The organism is Peribacillus psychrosaccharolyticus ATCC 23296, assembly GCF_000305495.1.
In the GTDB taxonomy this organism is placed as follows: Bacteria; Bacillota; Bacilli; order Bacillales; family DSM-1321; genus Peribacillus; species Peribacillus psychrosaccharolyticus.
The window spans coordinates 1-19,566 of record NZ_AJTN02000238.1 but is presented as its reverse complement, the minus strand read 5'-3'; the positions used below and the strand labels follow the sequence as shown (position 1 = coordinate 19,566).

Below are 19,566 nucleotides of genomic sequence, written 5' to 3'. Positions count from 1 at the left end.
ATAAATTGGTCAGTCTCAAAACAAAAAGGAGAAGATAATTCCGAATAGAAAGCGTTGAAATTGACGATTTTATTCGAATTTCGGAGTTTTTTGGAACTTTTTTACTTGGGTCTGACCCTATTTAGTTTTAAATTCATTAATAAATCGCTATAATAAAGGAATATAGGGAAATGGAAAAAAATATATACCAAAAATATTAATGATTAAGACATTGATTTGTATCATGTCGAAAGAAAGAAGGGGAAAGCAGACTATGGGGATTCCCACCGAAGGAGGAAGAATCCAAATCCAAAGTTATAAACACAACGGTCATATCCACCGAATTTGGGAAGAAACCACCGTTTTAAAAGGGACTCAAAACTTAGTTATTGCGGCCAATGATCGGACAATGGTAACGGAATCAGATGGTAGAACATGGATCACGAGAGAGCCTGCTATTTGTTATTTCCACTCGCAATTCTGGTTTAACGTAATCGGCATGCTGAGAGAAGATGGCGTGTATTATTATTGTAATATTAGTTCTCCGTTTGCGTGTGATACGGAGGCATTAAAATATATCGATTATGACCTGGATATTAAGGTGTTTCCAGATATGACGTTTAATTTATTGGATGAGGATGAATATGAAAAACATCGCAGGGAAATGAATTATCCCGACGCAATCGATAAAATATTAAAGTATAATGTAGATTACTTAATTTATATGATTCGCCAGCGAAAGGGTCCTTTTTCGGCGGAATTTATCGATTCATGGTATGAGAGATTTTTGACTTATCGTTAAATAAACAACGCCTGTTGCTGACACAACAGGTTTTTTAAATGTTTTATGAACTAATTATATTATCGGAGGAAAATCGTGAACAGCGTTAAGAGATATTTACAATTTGTGAAACCTTATAAATGGCAGATTGCTGGAACAATCTTGATTGGTTTATTGAAATTTGCGATTCCACTGCTAATTCCTCTGTTGACGAAGTATATTGTGGACGACATTATCGGCAATGAACAGTTGTCTTCTAATGTGAAAATAGATAAATTATATTGGATAATGGGCATTATGCTCTTTATCTTTGTCGTGCTTCGTCCGCCAATCGAATATTATCGACAATACTTTGCACAATGGACAGGTACGAAAATTCTTTTTGATATTCGCAATCAGCTATTTACCCATATTCAAAAGCTAAGCTTTAAATACTATGCCAATACTAGAGCGGGAGAAGTTATTTCCCGAGTGATTACGGATGTTGAACAAACGAAGAACTTTGTCATAACAGGTCTGATGAATCTTTGGCTGGATATCGCAACCATTGTTATTGCAGTAGTTATTATGTTTACAATGGATGTAAAACTGACGATTGTATCCTTAATTCTTCTTCCTTTTTATGCATTCTCGATAAAACATTTTTTCGGTAAGCTAAGAACATATACAAGAGTAAGATCACAGGCACTGGCAGATCTGCAAAGTCATTTACAAGAACGTGTGCAAGGGATGCCTGTAATTAAAAGCTTTGCAATTGAGGATCATGAGCTAGAGGTATTTTCTAAACAAAATAAAAACTTTCTTGATAAAGCTATGCAACATACAAGCTGGAATGCAAAATCATTTGCTGTTGTGAATACAATCACAGATGTCGCTCCTCTTGTAGTGATCGGCTTCGCTGGTTACCAAGTTATACAGGGACAAATGACACTAGGAACGATGGTTGCCTTTATTGGTTTTATTGATCGGTTATATAATCCATTGCGCAGGCTGGTAAATTCATCAACAACAATGACACAAACACTTGCATCAATGGATAGGGTTTTTGAATTTATTGATGAGAAATATGATATTGACGATGAGCCTAATGCAACTGAATTGAAGCAAGTAGAGGGTAAAATAACGTTTGATCATGTTGTATTTTCATACGATACAGATGAAATGCCTGTTTTAAAAGACATTTCATTAGAGGTTAAGCAAGGAGAGACAATCGCGTTAGTAGGTATGAGCGGTGGGGGTAAATCGTCCTTAATTAGTTTACTGCCCAGATTTTACGATGTGACGAAGGGTAGAATTTTATTAGACGGACAGGATATCCGTTCCTTTAAAGTACGAAGCCTTCGTGATAAAATCGGAATGGTCATGCAGGACAACATTCTTTTCAGTGACTCAGTAAGAGCTAATATCTTAATGGGGAAACCTGAAGCAACAGAAAAAGAAGTGATTGCTGCTGCTAAAGCCGCAAATGCTCATGACTTTATCATGAACCTGACGGATGGCTACGAAACAAAAGTAGGAGAACGTGGTGTGAAACTATCTGGGGGTCAAAAGCAAAGGGTGGCTATTGCTCGCGTATTTTTGAAAAATCCACCCCTTCTTGTTATGGATGAAGCTACATCGGCTCTCGATCTCGAAAGTGAACATTTAATCCAAGAGGCTCTTGAAATATTAGCTAAAGATAGAACGACTTTCATTGTGGCTCATCGGTTATCAACGATTACACATGCAGATAGAATCGTATTGATTGATAACGGAGAAATCGCTGAAATTGGCAGTCATAATGAACTGATGAATCAAAAGGGTCATTATTACCGATTGTATCAGGTACAACAGCTTGATAATTAATAAAAAAGGCAGCTCCCTGTATTCAGGAGCTGCCTTTTCCTTTTATTCTTCATTTTCAACGGTAATATGGTTTTCTTGTTTATGAAACGATTGAAAGCTATGAATCAATTTTTCTAAATGTTCAAGCTGTTCGTCGTATTCATTTATGGCAGAAATTAATGGGACGGTTCGTGCAAACATATCTCTGTGTTCCCGATCTAATTTTTGCTGCTGTTCAAAGAAGACCATTAATAATTCATGGCGGCTAAAACAATCCCCATTCCATTCTTCAAAGCTAGTAGTTGTCTTGATCTTACCAATATGCTTTAAAAGAAGCTGCTCATGTTTATGAATAAGACGATCGACATGATGCTGAAGCTGACTCTGGAATTCTTCCGGCATGAGACTTACTTCATTCTCAAATTTATGGATTCTTTTTAGCGTTTCAAAGGCTTTCTTGGTTGTGACAATCATTTGCCGATAGACAACAAATTTACGCGATTTAGGCTGGATGTGCTTTTTAAGGTAGCTTCGCTCTTCCTTGTACATCGAGTAGATTTGTTCAAGCCTTAATAATTCATCTTTGATTCGGCTGATATCTTTCTTTAACAGTGTATGTTCAGAGGCATGACGACTGCTAATTCGAATCCATTTAATAATATCTTCCGTTACATCAGAAAGCTGTGTGTATAGCTTTGCTTCATATTTAGGCGGTATGAAAATTAAGTTGACTAAAAATGAAGACAAGATTCCCAGCATAACAGATGAAAAACGAATGAATGCAAAGGTGAGAAATGCACCTTGCTGGCTTTCCATAATTGCAATAACAGTAACAATCGAGAGTACAATTGTTTTATCCATTTTTAATCGAAGGTTAATCGTAATGACGATAATAACCGCTAATCCAATTATGAAAATATCATTACCGAATAGTAAGACAAATATAACAGCTACTAAGGCACCGATGATATTTCCTTGAATCTGCTCAATCATGGTGTGATACGAACGAAGAATCGTCGGCTGGATTGCAAAGATCGCTGCAATTCCTGCAAAAGCCGGAGAAGGAAGGTTTAGCAGCTCTGCTAAGTAAAGGGCTAAAACAATTGCTACTCCCGTTTTAATGATGCGGGCACCAAGCTTCATAAAATGTATAATTCCTTTCGTAAATGGTTATTCGTCTTTACAGAATTTAGGGTCATATTACTAATATACTTTGTACTTTACACTATTTTTGATAATAGTAAACAAAATAGTAATATAAAACATTTGAATAGTGGTTACAAGGAAAACTTCCTCTGATAAATAAAAAAAGAGTGAGAGCCGGTAACTCTATACGAGTTTACCGGCTCTTTACTATGTTTATTCTGTAGAAACAGACGGGTCTGCTTGTTCTTTAACGGGTACGATTTGAAGGAAATGATGGGCTGGATTTTGCAATAACCCTTCGAGTGATTCAGCTTCTTCTAGCTGGCCTTGTTCTTTGAGTAATTGCACATATTTCCCTAGTAGTTCTGCAATATCCTTTTGACCGGTTGTTGATAAGGGCTCAATGGATACATTAGCCCCATTTGCAATTCTTCTTTGAAGAGCGGCAGGAGTAAGGCCTGAATCGGGCTGTTGTCTTAAGTAAACAACTCCGCCGGTCATACCGGCACAAATCCAAGGACCTGGATCACCAAGGACAAGTCCACGGCCATTGGTCATATATTCAAATGCAAAACCTTTAATATTGGCATGTACAGCAAGGTTACCATGTTCAATTACATCGATTGGGCGTTTTAACTGTCCGCCGATGATCATATCAGCTCCGGAAAGGCGGATACCAGCACGTGCATCTGCATCGCCTTGGGCAACAAGTAAACCATGTTGCGCACCATAGCCAAACCCTTTACCTACTGAGCCATTATAGAATAAACCGTCCTTACCTGGAGATTTAAAAATATGAATATTCCCTCCAATAGAGGTCTTTCCAATTCCATCTTGTGCGCCGCCGTTTACCGTAATATCGATTCCCTCAGTATTATAAGCACCAAGGCCATTTCCAGGAATGGAGCCATTCTTATAGGATAGCTTTACTGGTTTCAGTAGTTTATAAGAACCATCTAGACGTCCTCGGACACGATAGCAGGCTACACGGCTTCCGAGTACCCGCTGTTCCGAGGTAACCGAGCTGTATTCTCGAGATTGATTCAGCTCAGCGACATGGGAATCCAAATACTCTGCTCCAACGGCAGCCTGCATGGCTCCTGCATTTACTAGAGCATTGGTATCCCGATGACCAAATTGACTGATGTCCAGCGTTTTCAATAAGAATGTCAGGTCCATTTGTTCTTTTCCAATCGACTGCTCAAGTAAGTCTGATCGTCCAACAATATCTTGGAGATTCTTTACCCCTAAAGCTGCTGTTAATACTTGAAGTTCTTTTCCAAAAGCAGTGAAGAGATTGGTCAGTCCTTGAACAGCTAAATCATATTTACGCGGGACAAAACGGCGAAGGCCATGCTCTTTTGCTTGTGCTTCTGTTTCAATTTGGGTAGCAATACCGACATGACATGTATCAAGATGGCAGCCTCTGCATGTTGTACAGCCGACAGCAATCATGGAGAGCGTTCCAAATCCTACGCGGTTTGCACCCAGCAGCATGACCTTTAATACATCAAGCGAGCTTTTTAATCCTCCGTCTGCCCAAATCTCGACATTTTGACGAATGCCAGCTTCGAGTAAAGCGTTATGGGCAGCTTTCACCCCAATTTCAACTGGAAGGCCGACATGTTGGAGTGCGTGAATTCGTGCCGCTCCTGTACCGCCATCAAAGCCGGAAAGGGTAATAATGTCTGCCCCAGCTTTTGCAATTCCAACTGCAATCGTACCAATATTCGGCACGACGGGAACTTTAACGGCAACTCTTGCTTTATCATTGCCGGTTTTCAATTCATGAATCATTTGAGCTAAATCTTCAATAGAATAGATATCATGATTATTAGATGGTGAAATTAAATCAGAACCAATTGTTGCGTTCCTGGCTTCGGCAATTTTGGCCGTCACTTTAGAACCGGGCAAATGGCCGCCTTCTCCTGGCTTAGCGCCTTGGCCTATTTTAATTTCGAGTAAATTTGAAGAGTTTAATAGTTCAGCATTCACACCAAATCGGCCTGAAGCAATCTGCTGGCCGCGGGTATGCGGGTATTTGCCAAGCATATCTTTAATTTCGCCGCCCTCACCATTCATGCTCACCATATTCAGACGTTCAGCTGCTTCCGCGTAGGATCTAAAAGCAATTTCATTTTGGGAACCAAATGACATAGATGCTATGACAAATGGAAGATCATGATTACCAATTGAAATATCTACATCATCAGGATTGAGCGGTGTTTCAGCAAGCTTTAAAGAAGTCAGATGCCTAATTGTCGTTGGATTACTTTCTTCCTGTTCACTGATTTTTTCACGGTAGGCCGAATAATCACCAGTAGATGCTACCTCACCAATTGCCTTCCAAATCCTTGGAAATAAATGAAAGGTTTTACCAACTCGTTCTTTCTCATTCTCATAATCTATTGCACGTTGTTTTGAGTCATCCTTCATGGCAGCAAAATTATGCTTGAGGTTGTCTGCCCCAAAGAAATTAACGATATTTAAATGACTGGACACTTCCTCGTGTAGTCCGATGCTGGAGAATAAGCGACCATAACCTCGTAATTCATGAATACCAATTGTAGATATGACTTTTTCAAGTCCTTTTGACAATGCCCTGTAGAGGTTAATGGTTGGTACGAGTGTTTCATGTGATAAAGATCGGAACATATAGTAGGGACTAATAAGATTTGCCCCAAGTCCACAAGCAATAATTAAATCGTGTAAAGTCCGGATGGATGCAGATCGAAGAAGCAGAGAACAATTCCGGCGTTTTTCAGAGTTAACTAATGCGAGATCGACAGCGGATGTAACGAGATGCGGATCCAGCCATAGGTTCCCATTTTGATGGGCTTGTGCATCATCTAAAATCAGCAGTGTTTTTCCATTGTCGACTGCTTGAATCGCTTCGTCTGTTATCCGTTTAAGTGCTTCGGGAATTGTTTCATCCTCAGTAAATACTGCAGACAGGATATGAGCAAGCTGTTGATCAACGTAATGCTCCACTAATTGATCATAACTTGGCTGTGTAAGTTCGGCTGCACAGTCTAATCCAAGTTTTCCTTCAATTAAAACGGGACTCAATAGCTCGAGTACGTTACCTGCTTGTTCAGCTTCAAATAAAGCTGGACGTTTACCAATAATCGTTCTTGTCGAAAAATGCTCTGTTTCCCGATCACGGTCAATGGCTGGATTGGTGACGACTGCAACACTTTCCTTAATGTAGTCGGCAATATTTTTACGCTGGGGATTTAAGGCTGCAAGAGGAGCATCATGACCTAATGATCGAATAGGCTCTGCACCTTTTTCAGCCATTTGTTCAACAAATTGAATATGGTCTCTTTCCCAGCCAAATGCTTTGTATTGTCCATTATGGAGTGGTTCTGATGACTTTGCATTCGTTGTATCTTTGAATGCTGGAGGCTGTAAACGGACACGGTCAGATTTCAGCTGGAGTCTGCTTGAGAACCGAGCATAAACTTCTTCTTGATATTTTTTGTAATCAAAAACTTTGATCGTATCTCCTGCCCATTTCAAACCGATTTTTTCACCTGGACCAATGGGTTTTGGCTCACCAGTATATTCAGAGTTTGAAATAATTCCAGGTTCAGAAGAAAAGAGATAAGAAGTTTCCGTTTCAATGTTCCAAAGCGGGCGCAGGCCGAGTGAATCGACAGAAAATACAGCTTCATCACCAAAGCGGGAAATGATACCGGCTGGACCTTGAGCAAAATGTCCCCAAGCTTCCCTGAGATAGGTATATAGGTTCTGAAGATGTTCCTCATAAACCTTTATTTCATTAAGGATTGGAGGGAATACGATGTCGATTGCTTCAAATAATGAATACCCATGACGACATATAAATGTTTCAATGGTCCGATTCAAATCTTGAGAGTCACTGCCTTCCTTGTCGATAGGGACTCCAATCATCTTCGCTTCATCACGCAGTTTAGCAATCGTGTTAATTTCACCATTATGTCCTAGGACACTAAATGGCTGAACACGGAAAAAACTAGAAAGCGTATTAGTAGAGTAACGGTTGTGGCCAAGCGTCATGGTAGAGGCAGCTAAAGGATCTGCCAGGTCAGTAAAATAATTCGGCAGGATATCAGCGGCGCCCATAACTTTGTACACCACATGAAATTGACTTAATGAAGCAACGTGGACATAATGATTTTCAATCGAAGTCGTTAATTCAAAAAGGGCATTGGTTAATTCTTGCTGTGATAATTCAGATGTACAACAAATCTGCCAGAAAATTGGGTCTTCTTGAATTGCGATGGGGCCGAGCGCACTTGAATTATAAGATTGGTCACTTTCAAATAGGATGGTTAGGCCTTTTTCCTGTAATTTCGTCCGAATTTCTATTAATACATCAGATATAGTTACTTTTCTGCTTAGAAAAAAATGACCAACTATAAAGCCATCAGTGTCTACAGAGCTGTTGTCTATTTGATGATCTTCGAGTTTTTTCTTCCACAGTGTCTTAGGAATGTCCATATGGATTCCAGCACCATCACCCTCGCCATTGATGAAGCCTGTACGATGGTTCATTTTCACTAATGCATCAATACAAGTAAAGATATTTTTATTCGAAGGTATTTTCTTTTTTTCAATACTCGCGATTATTCCGCAGGCATCATGCTCTTCACGGTAGAACTCTTTAAAATGGTTTGGACTCCATGGTTGGCTCATAGTATTCGGCGTTTTATAAGGATTGATCCTTATTGCTGCCTTTCACCTCCTAAGTTACGTAACAAGTTCTTAAATAGAGTACGTTTATAAGCATAAAAAAGTAATTAGTGGAGTCAGCGTTTGATCTAGGGATTATTTACAAAAAATGAGAATAATACCATCATAATATCATTTAAATATTCAGAAATCAATTTGAATATACAGCATTTTAGAGAGGGATGGTAAGTGAAAAATAGATGATATTAAGAGGTAATTAATAAGAAATAATAAAAAAACCCAGAAGAATATTTCTTCTGGGAATGAATAATGAATGTATTTTTATGCGTTTTTACGTTGGTTCGAAAGCTCTTGGAAAGAACGATCAACAGCATTCAGTGTTTGTTCGACATCTTCATCTGTGTGAGATATAGTCAGGAACCATGCTTCGTATTTCGAAGGTGCTAAATTGATACCTTCATTTAGCATCAGTTTGAAAAACTTCGCGAACATCTCTCCATCGGTGTTTTCCGCTTGCTCGTAATTAATAACGGTTTCTGTGGTGAAATACACAGTCAACGCGCCTTTAAGTCTGTTAATGGTAATCGGTATATCGTGTGCTTTAGCAGATTTCAGGATACCTTCTTCGAGAATTGCTCCAAGGCGGTCAAGGTTCTCATAGAGGCCTTCTTGTTGAAGAACTTCTAAACAAGCTATTCCAGAAAGGATGGAAGCGGGGTTACCGGCCATAGTCCCAGCTTGATAAGCAGGTCCAAGCGGAGCCACTGTTTCCATAATTTCTTTTTTACCACCGTAGGCACCGATAGGAAGACCTCCGCCGATAATTTTGCCGAGTGCTGTTAAATCGGGTTTTAGATTTAATAAATCTTGTGCACCACCGTACATGAAGCGGAAAGCGGTGATAACCTCATCGAAAATAACTAGTGCTCCTGCTTCATGTGACAGTTCAATCACTTCTTTTAGGAAACCTGGGAGTGGTTCGACAATTCCAAAGTTACCAACAATAGGTTCGACTAAAACGCCGGCAATCTCATTTCCCCACTTAGCCAGAGCTTCTTTAAAGGGCTCGATGTCATTGAAGGGAACGGTTATGACTTCTTGTGCGATGCTTTTTGGAACACCAGCAGAATCCGGAGTTCCAAGCGTAGCTGGACCAGATCCTGCAGCAACTAACACAAGATCAGAATGACCGTGATAACAACCTGCAAATTTAAGTACCTTATCGCGGCCAGTATATGCACGAGCAACTCGGATGGTGGTCATAACTGATTCAGTTCCCGAGTTGGTAAAACGAACCTTATCCATATTCGGCATAGCATCCTTGAGCATTTTCGCGAATTTCACTTCATGCTTAGTAGGTGTTCCGTAAAGGACACCTGTTTGGGCAGCCTTCGTAATGGCCTCGGTGATGTGAGGATGAGCATGACCCGTAATAATAGGGCCATATGCCGCAAGATAATCTATATATTTATTACCGTCAACATCCCAGAAATAAGCTCCTTCTCCGCGTTCCATTGCAACAGGCGACCCTCCGCCAACTGCTTTATATGACCGTGAAGGACTATTTACCCCACCGACGATATGTTCTAGTGCTTCTTTATGTAGCTCTTCAGATTTTGTGAATTTCATTTAAAAATGCCTCCTCAAACTAAAAATTTACTCTATTATCATAGCATTATTCCTATCTTTTATCTCGGGATAGTATCAGCTACCTGTTCTTTTTAAAAGTTAGTAATGCAGTCTGTACATACCCTAAGAGGGTAATAATTGTTTCAGTGCTTTCAAGATCGAATTTTTTTCGGGCGACTTCTCCCTCAGGTTGGTAATAAATAATGGTCCCATTTCCTCTTTCTTCATTAATAGAAAGTTGAAAGCTTAAGGGCGTGTCCATAATGGAGCCAGAATCATCTCTTTCAATGATTTGGCCTAACACTTCGTTTTCAGCATCTTCATATAAAAAGTCGTATCCTTCATTCATAGCGATCGCTTCAATTTGTGAGAGCAGTATTTGTTTAAGTGATTTGGATTTTTCCATTCTCTGAATCTCCTTTCTCTTTTTCAGAAAATAAATAGGTCTCGGGTAAGTATACCAATTTTACTGTAAAACAAGGTGAGAAGATAGCCTGAAGGGGGGAGAGTCTGCAAGGATCAAAACAAAACAGGTTCATGCTAGAAAACTAGCTTGAACCTGTTTTGTTTTAATGATGACGAAGTCTGTATCGTTCATTCGCTTCTTGATATTGTTGTTTTTCTTCTTCCGTATGAGGAATGACTTCCGGAACACGGGTTGGTTTGCCATCCTCACCTATCGCGAGCATCGTCAGTCTTGCCTTTGCAGTAAGCTGGCGTTCACCCGTTAATAAATTTTCCCGTTCAACCTTCACAATGACATCCATTGACGTCCGATGTGTACAGACTACATAGGCTTCCAAATTGATTGCTTCACCAGTTTTAATAGGAGCTAAAAAATCAAAAGAATCGCTTGAAGCTGTGACGACCGGTTTTCGACAATGCCGCATAGCAGAAATACAAGCAATTTTATCTACGTATGCCATTACTTTACCCCCAAATATCGTATGGTGATGATTCGTATCATTTGGAAAGACAAGGTCTGTTAAAACCGTTCGTGACTGCTGAATGGGTATAGCATGTGCCTGGATATCTTGATTTTTAATCATACAGTCACATTTTCAAACTGCTGTCTAACCTTTCTAGCAGCTTCAACCATGTTTTTAAGTGAGCCGATAGTTTCTGGTATCCCCCTCGTTTTAAGACCGCAGTCAGGATTTACCCAGAATTGATTTTTATCTAGAACTTGTATACCTTTTTCAATCATCCTGAACATTTCGTCAACACTTGGTATTCTCGGGCTATGGATATCGTACACGCCTAAGCCAATTCCTTTTTCATAGGTCTTTTCTTCAAAGACAGAGGCTAGTTCACCGTGACTTCTGGATGTTTCAATGGATATAACATCGGCATCAAGTAAAGAAACAACATCCATAAAGCTATTAAAATCGCAATAGCACATATGGGTGTGGATTTGGGTGGTATCTTGAACAGTTGCTGTTGTAATAAGAAAAGAAGATACGGCCCAATCCAGATATTCTTGTCTATCACTAACTTTGAGAGGTAATCCTTCTCGAAGGGCAGGTTCATCAACTTGGATCATCGTTATTCCGGCGCTTTCAAGGGCGATTACTTCTTTTTGTAAAGCTAAGCCTAGTTGATAACAAACGTCCTTTTTCGGAATATCGTTACGGACAAACGACCAGTTTAGGATGGTAGCAGGGCCAGTCAGCATCCCCTTAACAGGTTTATCGGTTAATTGTTGTGCGTAAACACTTTCACGAACCGTCATTGGTTCTAGAAAGTCTACATCTCCTGAAATAACTGGCGGCTTCACACAACGAGAACCGTAAGATTGAACCCAGCCGTTTTTTAGAAAGACAAAGCCACCCAATCTTTCTCCAAAATATTCAACCATATCGGTTCGCTCGAATTCCCCATGGACAAAAACGTCTAGCCCAATATCTTCTTGAATCTGTATCCAATTTTTGATTTCTTCGTTTATGAATGATTCATATTCAGACGCGGTCCATTCATTTCGTTTAAAGTGACTTCGAGCTTTCTTGACTTCGGCTGTCTGTGGAAAACTACCAATTGTCGTAGTAGGAAGAAGAGGCAGCTTGAAAATTTCTTGTTGCTTTTGGTAACGTTCTTTAAATGGGAGGTGCCTGCTATAGCTTCTAGACTGTGCTGCTTCAGCTTGCTTCTGAACAACGAGATTATTTCTGGTCTCAGAATTTGCAAGTTTGGTTAAAGCGGACTGCTGAGCGTCCAACTGAACACGGACAGAATTGATTCCTTCATTTAATCCTTTAGTAAGAATCGATATTTCTTCTAATTTTTGATCGGCAAAGGCCATCGCTTTTTTGATTTCTGATGGAAGCAGGGTTTCATTATCTGTTGTAACTGGAACATGCAGCAGACTGCTAGAAGGCTGAATCCAAAGATTATCCTTAGAGACAAAGCCGCTGATGGTTGAAAGCAGCTTGATTTTAGCTGGTAAATCAGCCCGCCAAATATTTTCTCCATCTATCACACCAACTCCAAGAATTTTATCTTTTGGAAAACCGAACTGTTTGAGACTTTGCAGATTGCGTCCATTGTCATAGACAAAATCGAGTCCAATCCCTTGAACAGGGAGTTTAATCAGCTCTTCATACCACTCGGCACCATCAAAATAGGTTTGCAGCATGATATGTAAGGATGGGGCAGCTAGTTGTAATTGTTCATAGAGATAGGTGATTGTTTTCATTTCTTCTTTAGCAAGAGAGGTGACAAGAATTGGTTCATCGATTTGTATCCACTGAACCCCTTCCTGTTCAAGCTCCTGTAAAATCTGTTTATATAAAGGCAGGAGACGCAGGATAATGGACGGGAAGTCTTTTTTATTGTAGCCCTTGGACAGCTTAATGAACGTATAAGGACCTATTAGAACCGGTTTTCCCTCGATACCTAACTGTTTCTTTGCTTCCCGATAGGCAGCCAGTGGTTTGTTTTCAAGCAGTTCAAGCTGACTGTCTTCAAATTCTGGAACAATATAGTGATAGTTAGTATTGAACCATTTTGTCATCTCGGCTGCCACTTCATGTTGATTACCCCGAGCCATTGAATAATAAATGGAAAGAGGCACTTTGCCGCCTGTATAGTCAGAGTATCTTTTAGGGACAAGTCCGAACATCACAGCGGTATCCAGCATTTGATCATATAGGGTGAAGTCATTTACGGGTATCCACTCTATGCCGAGGTCTTTTTGTTTTTGTAGATTAGCTAGTCGGATATTGGTCATTTTGTCTTGAAAGTCACTTTCTGTTAAGCTTCCTGCCCAATAGGCCTCCAGTGCTTTTTTCCATTCTCGATTTTCTCCGATTCGTGGATATCCTAAATTTGAGCTTTTCATATGGTTCTCCTCCTATGCTATAGAAATCATCTTCTTTTATTTAGAAAAACAAAAAGGCATTTCTAACTCTTTTAGAAAGAGTTAGAAATGCCTAAAGAAAGGTATGCAGCTATACCTGTGTCTTCTCATTACCTAACACCTCCCTATCCTTCGTAGGTTAAAACAGTGTTGTCGAAACAGGCAGGTAACCTGACTTAAGGAAATATTAGTTAATTTCCAATTACAGTGGCGGGACCGTGCCGGATTTTTTACCGGACTTCCCTTTTAATCCTTGATATGAGTATCAGAGGAACCTGTTTCCACACTATAAAATTGTTATAAAAGTTTGAAAATTTAAGTAATGATAGCATGAATGATTTTACTGGTCAACCCATTCTGAGTGAATGGTGTTTATGTCGTATAGGAGAAAAATAACGGCTGAAATTTTTTCTTTCATATAAAGAATGAATAGGTAGTAGACATAAGATATAGGGCAAAACGGGGAAAGAGGAAAGGAAATGATTTTTTATTTATTAATGACTGCTATTATTCTTTGTATGATTATGAGCGTCCGTACTTTGTTCTTATCTTCCACATATAAAAAAAGGTTATCTCTAGAAACCTTTGCATGGGCTACGAATCTATATACCACTATCTTAATTGGCTTTGCAATGATTTATCTATTATTTGAATTGAGAAATCATATGGTGATTCTAGATGGGGGCAATCGTGTGACAGGTGATTTCTTTCAACAGATGGAAACATCCTTTTATTTCAGTGCGATGACCATGTTTTCTGTAGGTTATGGTGATATCAGCCCTATTGGGATAGGAAGAATGATTGCTACCATTCAGGCATTTATTGGATATACACTTCCAGTCGCATTTGTTATTCGTACAGTCATTGATTACGAGGAAAAGAATCGGAAAGACCTCTGATAGTTGTTTTTATCTAATGAATTCGGTAATCTTTACCTAGAAGAAAGAGGAGGATGTATGATGAGTTTACAAATTGGGGAGAAAGCTCCTGAATTTACATTGCGCGCTAATAATGGACAAGAAGTATCGTTAACTGATTTTAAAGGGAAAAATATTATCCTCTATTTTTATCCAAAGGATATGACACCTGGATGTACAACGGAAGCATGTGATTTTCGTGATCAGCATGAAAAGTTTGAAGAATTAAATGCTGTGATCTTAGGTATCAGCCCAGATCCTATTTCCCGGCATGAGAAATTCATTGAAAAGCATGGCCTGCCGTTTTTATTACTTGCAGATGAAGATCATGAAGCGGCTGAACAATATGATGTGTGGAAATTAAAAAAGAATTTTGGTAAGGAATATATGGGAATTGAACGTTCAACATTTTTAATTAATAAAGAAGGAAACCTCGTAAAGGAATGGCGTAAGGTGAAAGTCCAAGGCCATGTTGAAGAAGCTTTGGAATATTTGAGGAAAGAGCAGTAAGCGGAGGGTATTATGAGAGATACTAGGCTTGTTAACTTAGCAAAAATGTTAATTCATCATTCAGTCAAGTTAAAACCAAAAGAGAGGGTCTTAATCCGCGGCCATTATAACGCCAAGCCGCTTATGAAGGAACTCATAGATGAGGCATACCAACTAGGGGCTTATCCGTATATAGAAATACTGGATGACGAACTTGATAAGCATTTGGCACTGGGCTATGAAAAGGAACAATTAGAGACAGCAGCGAAATGGAATATGCAAAAATACGATGATATTGACGCCGTTATTATTGCTTATGGTGAGGAAAATGATGCTGAAATGGCTGAAGTGCCTATGGATAAGCATAGGCTCCGCGGCCAGGCAATGAAGGAATCGACCTTTTTCTACGTAAATAACCGTCGTTGGGTTCTTCTTAATTATCCAACTCGTGGTCTAGCGCAAAAAGCGGGAATGAGCTTCAGCCGGTTCGAAGACTATTTACTAGATGTCAGTTCGGTTGATTATCAAAAAATGAACCAAGCTATGCAGCCGCTGAAGGAACTAATGGAGCGTACAGATAAAGTTCGGCTTGTAGCTCCTGAAACAGATATCCAGTTTTCAATTAAGGGAATCCCGGCAGTGGTCTGTTCTGGAGAAAATAACGTTCCGGACGGCGAAGTGTTTACGGCCCCGATTAAAAACAGTGTTAATGGTGTTATTAGGTTTAATACACCATGTCCTTATCAAGGAACCACATTTAACAATGTGTCACTTACTTTTAAAGATGGGAAACTCGTGAAAGCTGTTTCAGATCAACTCGAAAAAATGAATGAAATTTTCGATACGGATTCTGGAGCACGCTATATTGGTGAATTTGCACTTGGAGTTAACCCGTTAATTACTGAACCAATGGGCGATATCCTTTTTGATGAAAAAATATGCGGCAGTCTTCACTTTACACCTGGTGAAGCTTATGAAGAAGCGGACAATGGGAATCGCTCGTCTGTTCATTGGGATATGGTCCTAATTCAACGTAAAGAATATGGCGGCGGTGAGATTTATTTTGATGACGTATTGATTAGGAAAGATGGATTATTTGTCCTTCCAGAACTAAAAGGCTTAAACCCCGACCAGTTAATCTAAGGGCCTATTTTTCTAGGGTTAAGGCTTTTGTCCAACCAATTGTCTTGAAAGTGAATATGCTTAAGTATAGGAATACCTCCTCAAAACTAGCTTACGCGGTGATTCATTGCCGCGTTTTTTTTATTAAACTGTAATCCCTACAAACCATGACATTGATACGGAGGATACACGAATGATAGTACTTACAACCCTCATTCTACCTGAAGCTTTACAAACAGACCTACACGAAATGTATCAAGAACTTACGTTTTATTATCAAGATGGTATAGATACGGAAGATGAACTACTAAAGAAAGCAGATATCTTGATTACGTACGGGGAAGACCTCACAGAAAAACATATTGAGAAGGCACTTTCTTTAAAATGGATTATGGTGATCTCTGCAGGTCTTGAAAAGATGCCACTGAAGGCAATTGCTGCACGTGAGATTATGATAACAAATGCAAAGGGAATTCATAAAATCCCAATGGCGGAATATACACTAGGTATGATCCTTCAATATGAAAAAAAGATTAAGAACATCATGCTTAATAAGCAGAATCAAAAATGGGATCGAGAACTAGAAATGGGAGAATTGCATAATAAAACGATTTTGATTATGGGTGCTGGGTCAATTGGAGGCGAAATTGCACGGTTATCGAAAGCATTTGGAATGAGAACATTAGGAGTAAATAGAAGCGGCAATTCGGTAAACAATATCGACACACTTTATCAATTAGATAATCTAAATGAAGCGCTCGAACAATCTGATTATGTAGTTTCTGTTCTCCCAAGTACGACTGAAACAAAAGGACTGTTTACAAAAAAACAGTTTCAGGCAATGAAGAATACCAGCGTTTTTATTAATATTGGCCGAGGAGACCTTTTTGATGAAAAAATTTTAGTGGAAGCCCTGAACAATGGAGAATTAGCACACGCTATTCTAGATGTATTTGAACCTGAACCGCTAAATCAATCACATGTGTATTGGACAATGGAGAATATAACGGTTACTCCGCATATTTCTAGCCGCACAACGGAATATTTGCCAAGGGCTTTAGGGATTTTTAAAGAAAATTTGACCAATTACTTAGAGGGAAAAATTGAATTCAAAAACGAGGTTGACCCATTAAAAGGATATTAACGTTTAGTTCTTGTAGTTTTTCAAGGAATGGGGAAAAATCCATATATAAGGATAATGGTGAGATTATAAGACTAATTTCACCTATCTAGATAGGTGAAACATTGACAAATACATGGTTTTCCCATTACACTATTTATAAAGATTATAATTTAAGAATTTATACTTAAAGAGAAAAAGAGGTGCATGACGGTGTCCGAAGATATGTTAAAGGAAGCCTTGCATTCATTAAAAGATACTGGAGTTAGAATCACTCCTCAACGTCATGCGATACTTGAGTATTTAATTAACTCCATGTCGCATCCAACAGCTGATGATATTTATAAGGCATTGGAAGGTACGTTTCCCAACATGAGCGTGGCAACTGTTTATAATAACTTACGAGTATTTCGTGAAATCGGCTTAGTAAAAGAACTAACTTATGGTGATTCATCTGCACGTTTTGATTTTGTCACTACTAATCATTATCATGTTATTTGCCAAGAATGCGGGAAGATTGTTGACTTCCACTATCCAGGTTTGGATGAAGTGGAACACTTTGCTTCTCAAGTAACTGGCTTTAATGTCAGTCATCATCGCATGGAAATTTATGGTGAGTGCCCTGAGTGTTCAGGAACAAAAGAAGTGCATTAAAAAAGTTCCACCTTCACAGGAGGAACTTTTTTTAATTTATCCTATTTATCACTTATCTTTTTACGGTTATATTTTTCATCGAAATCTTTACCTGCGAGATTTTTATCAAGTGTTAGTGACTCGTCACAATGCATACAGATATCGACACGACCAAGAATTTTTGTTGGTTTGCCGCAATTCGGGCAGATTACTTGTACCGACCTGGTGGACAGCATACCGATCCAAAAGTAAACAACTGTACTTGCAACTATGAACAGTAGTCCCAGTATCATGAAAATAGTCATCACTATTGGATGAGATTTAAAGAATATACCGCCGTACATCACAATGAAGCCGATAAAAATCAAACTTAAGGCAAAAGTACGAATTTTATTTATTTTACTAGAATATTTAGCCATTGTTGTCCCTCCTGAGATATAACTATATCATATCTATATGGCAAATATGAACAAAGATAGGCTATAAATTAAGCTGTAATAGTAAGTATAAGCAGGAGTTTGAAATAAAACTGTCGAAAAGAATAACTATATTAACGGTTTTGGGGGAATTAAACTATGGAGGACATCCTTCGTCCGATTTACCAGGAACGCGCTAGTACGAAATCTACCTTAGGTATTTTATTAATTGAAAAGAGAGACAGCAGTACGAGTACGGATTCTTTTGATTACATTCTATTTGTCATAGTTAAAGAAGCAGAAGAACCTGTTTTTCTAAAACAATATACATATAGAAACAAAAAAGCATCCATGCATATCGTAGAGGAAGAGAAGCTGAAAGAATGGCTGCTGCTTGGAACGAATCGTAAAATGGTTGATTGGATTCAAAATGGAAAAATCCTTTTTGATAGAAACGAATATGTACATAACTTGAAAACAGAAATTCGTGAGTTTCCTTTCTATGGACGGAAGATTAAAATGGGAATGGAATTTGCAAAGCTTATTAGAAGATATGTAGACGGAAAATCATTCTTCGAAAACGGCCATGCGTTGGATGCTTATAACCATGTTGTTCATTCACTGCATCATTTGGCTAGACTTGAAATTATCGAGCAGGGATTTTATCCAGAAGTGACCGTTTGGAACCAAGTGAAACACATAGAGCCTGAGATATTTAAGTTATATGAAGAGTTGGTGACCAGCGGAGAGTCTTTAGAGAAAAGATTAGAGCTATTGTTCTTAGCTAGTGAGTTCCTGATTTACTCGAGAACTAATCTAGGTTCACAGCATTTATTAGAAATTATGAGTACAAAAGAAGATCCTTGGAGTATTGCTGAATTAATGGAACATCCGGAACTTGCTCATTATTCTGTTGATCTAAGTGTTTTGTTAGAATACTTAATAGAGAAGAATGTTATCGATGTTATAAAGGTAGAGACTAAAGGACAAGAGATTTATCACCGGTATTACAGAGTATAAAATTATTTTAAAAAAGCTATTGACCGATAAAAAGAATGATGGTATATTTATTAACGTTGCTGCGAGACATTCGCTTCGCAGCTGATTATAACTTTAAAAAACTTCAAAAAAGTTGTTGACAACATAAATGACAACATGGTATGATAATCAAGTCGCTTCGGAAGAAACGATAACGAAATTGCTCTTTGAAAACTGAACAAAACAAAGCGTCAACGTTTTAAAGAAGTGAGTACACACTATAAAAACAACCGAGCAAGTCAAACATTCTACGGAGAGTTTGATCCTGGCTCAGGATGAACGCTGGCGGCGTGCCTAATACATGCAAGTCGAGCGAATTGTTGAGTTTACTCAACAATTAGCGGCGGACGGGTGAGTAACACGTGGGCAACCTGCCTATAAGACTGGGATAACTTCGGGAAACCGGAGCTAATACCGGATATGTTCTTCTCTCGCATGGG

The 19,566-nt window shown here is 38.9% G+C and carries 15 protein-coding genes, 1 rRNA gene and 1 riboswitch; of the genes, 9 read left to right on the top strand and 7 right to left on the bottom strand.

Features of this window, described 5'->3' with window-relative positions; genetic code table 11:
- Positions 1-253 precede the first annotated feature (253 nt).
- A complete protein-coding gene (gene ntdP, locus WYK_RS19355; protein WP_040376095.1) occupies positions 254-781 on the top strand; it encodes a nucleoside tri-diphosphate phosphatase in 528 nt (175 codons plus the stop codon).
- Between the two features lie 75 nt (positions 782-856).
- On the top strand, positions 857-2,605 hold the full coding sequence (locus WYK_RS19350) for an ABC transporter ATP-binding protein (RefSeq protein ID WP_040376094.1): 1,749 nt from the start codon (positions 857-859) through the stop codon (positions 2,603-2,605).
- A gap of 42 nt (positions 2,606-2,647) precedes the next feature.
- On the opposite strand, the gene WYK_RS19345 is transcribed toward WYK_RS19350, so the two are convergent.
- From WYK_RS19345 to metE, 6 genes are all read right to left on the bottom strand, one after another.
- Positions 2,648-3,727 carry an FUSC family protein gene (locus WYK_RS19345; RefSeq protein ID WP_040376093.1) on the bottom strand — a complete coding sequence of 360 codons (1,080 nt, stop codon included), beginning with the start codon at positions 3,725-3,727 and terminating at the stop codon, positions 2,648-2,650.
- Positions 3,728-3,943: 216 nt separating this feature from the next.
- Positions 3,944-8,410, bottom strand: a complete 4,467-nt coding sequence (locus WYK_RS19340; protein ID WP_040376092.1) for a glutamate synthase-related protein — start codon at positions 8,408-8,410, stop codon at positions 3,944-3,946.
- A gap of 318 nt (positions 8,411-8,728) precedes the next feature.
- On the bottom strand, positions 8,729-10,036 hold the full coding sequence (locus tag WYK_RS19335) for a glutamate-1-semialdehyde 2,1-aminomutase (protein WP_040376091.1): 1,308 nt from the start codon (positions 10,034-10,036) through the stop codon (positions 8,729-8,731).
- Positions 10,037-10,115: 79 nt separating this feature from the next.
- The gene (locus WYK_RS19330; RefSeq protein ID WP_040376090.1) at positions 10,116-10,442 is read right to left on the bottom strand and encodes a hypothetical protein; all 327 of its coding nucleotides are present in this window, start codon (positions 10,440-10,442) and stop codon (positions 10,116-10,118) included.
- A gap of 163 nt (positions 10,443-10,605) precedes the next feature.
- Positions 10,606-11,085 carry an acyl-CoA thioesterase gene (locus WYK_RS19325; protein ID WP_040376089.1) on the bottom strand — a complete coding sequence of 160 codons (480 nt, stop codon included), beginning with the start codon at positions 11,083-11,085 and terminating at the stop codon, positions 10,606-10,608.
- The gene (gene metE, locus WYK_RS19320) at positions 11,082-13,373 is read right to left on the bottom strand and encodes a 5-methyltetrahydropteroyltriglutamate--homocysteine S-methyltransferase (protein ID WP_040376088.1); all 2,292 of its coding nucleotides are present in this window, start codon (positions 13,371-13,373) and stop codon (positions 11,082-11,084) included. The genes WYK_RS19325 and metE overlap by 4 nt, the downstream gene beginning before the upstream one ends.
- Positions 13,374-13,535: 162 nt before the next feature.
- Positions 13,536-13,685: riboswitch (cobalamin riboswitch) on the bottom strand.
- 185 nt (positions 13,686-13,870) lie between these two features.
- Here metE and WYK_RS19315 point away from each other — a divergent pair.
- The 5 genes from WYK_RS19315 (at position 13,871) to perR (ending at position 17,693) form a co-directional block, all read left to right on the top strand.
- Complete coding sequence (locus WYK_RS19315; RefSeq protein ID WP_040376087.1) at positions 13,871-14,290, top strand: potassium channel family protein; 420 nt, start codon at positions 13,871-13,873, stop codon at positions 14,288-14,290.
- 60 nt (positions 14,291-14,350) lie between these two features.
- A complete protein-coding gene (gene bcp / locus WYK_RS19310) occupies positions 14,351-14,818 on the top strand; it encodes a thioredoxin-dependent thiol peroxidase (protein WP_040376086.1) in 468 nt (155 codons plus the stop codon).
- A gap of 12 nt (positions 14,819-14,830) precedes the next feature.
- A complete protein-coding gene (locus WYK_RS19305; RefSeq protein ID WP_040376085.1) occupies positions 14,831-15,940 on the top strand; it encodes an aminopeptidase in 1,110 nt (369 codons plus the stop codon).
- Positions 15,941-16,112: 172 nt separating this feature from the next.
- Entirely contained in the window at positions 16,113-17,063 is a 951-nt protein-coding gene (locus WYK_RS19300) for a D-2-hydroxyacid dehydrogenase (protein ID WP_040376084.1), read from the top strand.
- A 183-nt stretch (positions 17,064-17,246) separates the two neighbouring features.
- Positions 17,247-17,693 (top strand): peroxide-responsive transcriptional repressor PerR, encoded by a 447-nt coding sequence (perR, locus tag WYK_RS19295; protein ID WP_040376083.1) that lies wholly within the window; start codon positions 17,247-17,249, stop codon positions 17,691-17,693.
- A gap of 41 nt (positions 17,694-17,734) precedes the next feature.
- On the opposite strand, the gene WYK_RS19290 is transcribed toward perR, so the two are convergent.
- Positions 17,735-18,091, bottom strand: coding sequence for a YgzB family protein (locus WYK_RS19290; RefSeq protein WP_040376082.1), 357 nt, complete (start codon positions 18,089-18,091; stop codon positions 17,735-17,737).
- A gap of 156 nt (positions 18,092-18,247) precedes the next feature.
- On the opposite strand from WYK_RS19290, the gene WYK_RS19285 reads away from it, so the two are divergent.
- Positions 18,248-19,108 carry a nucleotidyltransferase-like protein gene (locus tag WYK_RS19285; protein WP_040376081.1) on the top strand — a complete coding sequence of 287 codons (861 nt, stop codon included), beginning with the start codon at positions 18,248-18,250 and terminating at the stop codon, positions 19,106-19,108.
- A 265-nt stretch (positions 19,109-19,373) separates the two neighbouring features.
- A 16S ribosomal RNA gene (locus WYK_RS19280) occupies positions 19,374-19,566 on the top strand; the annotation flags it as partial.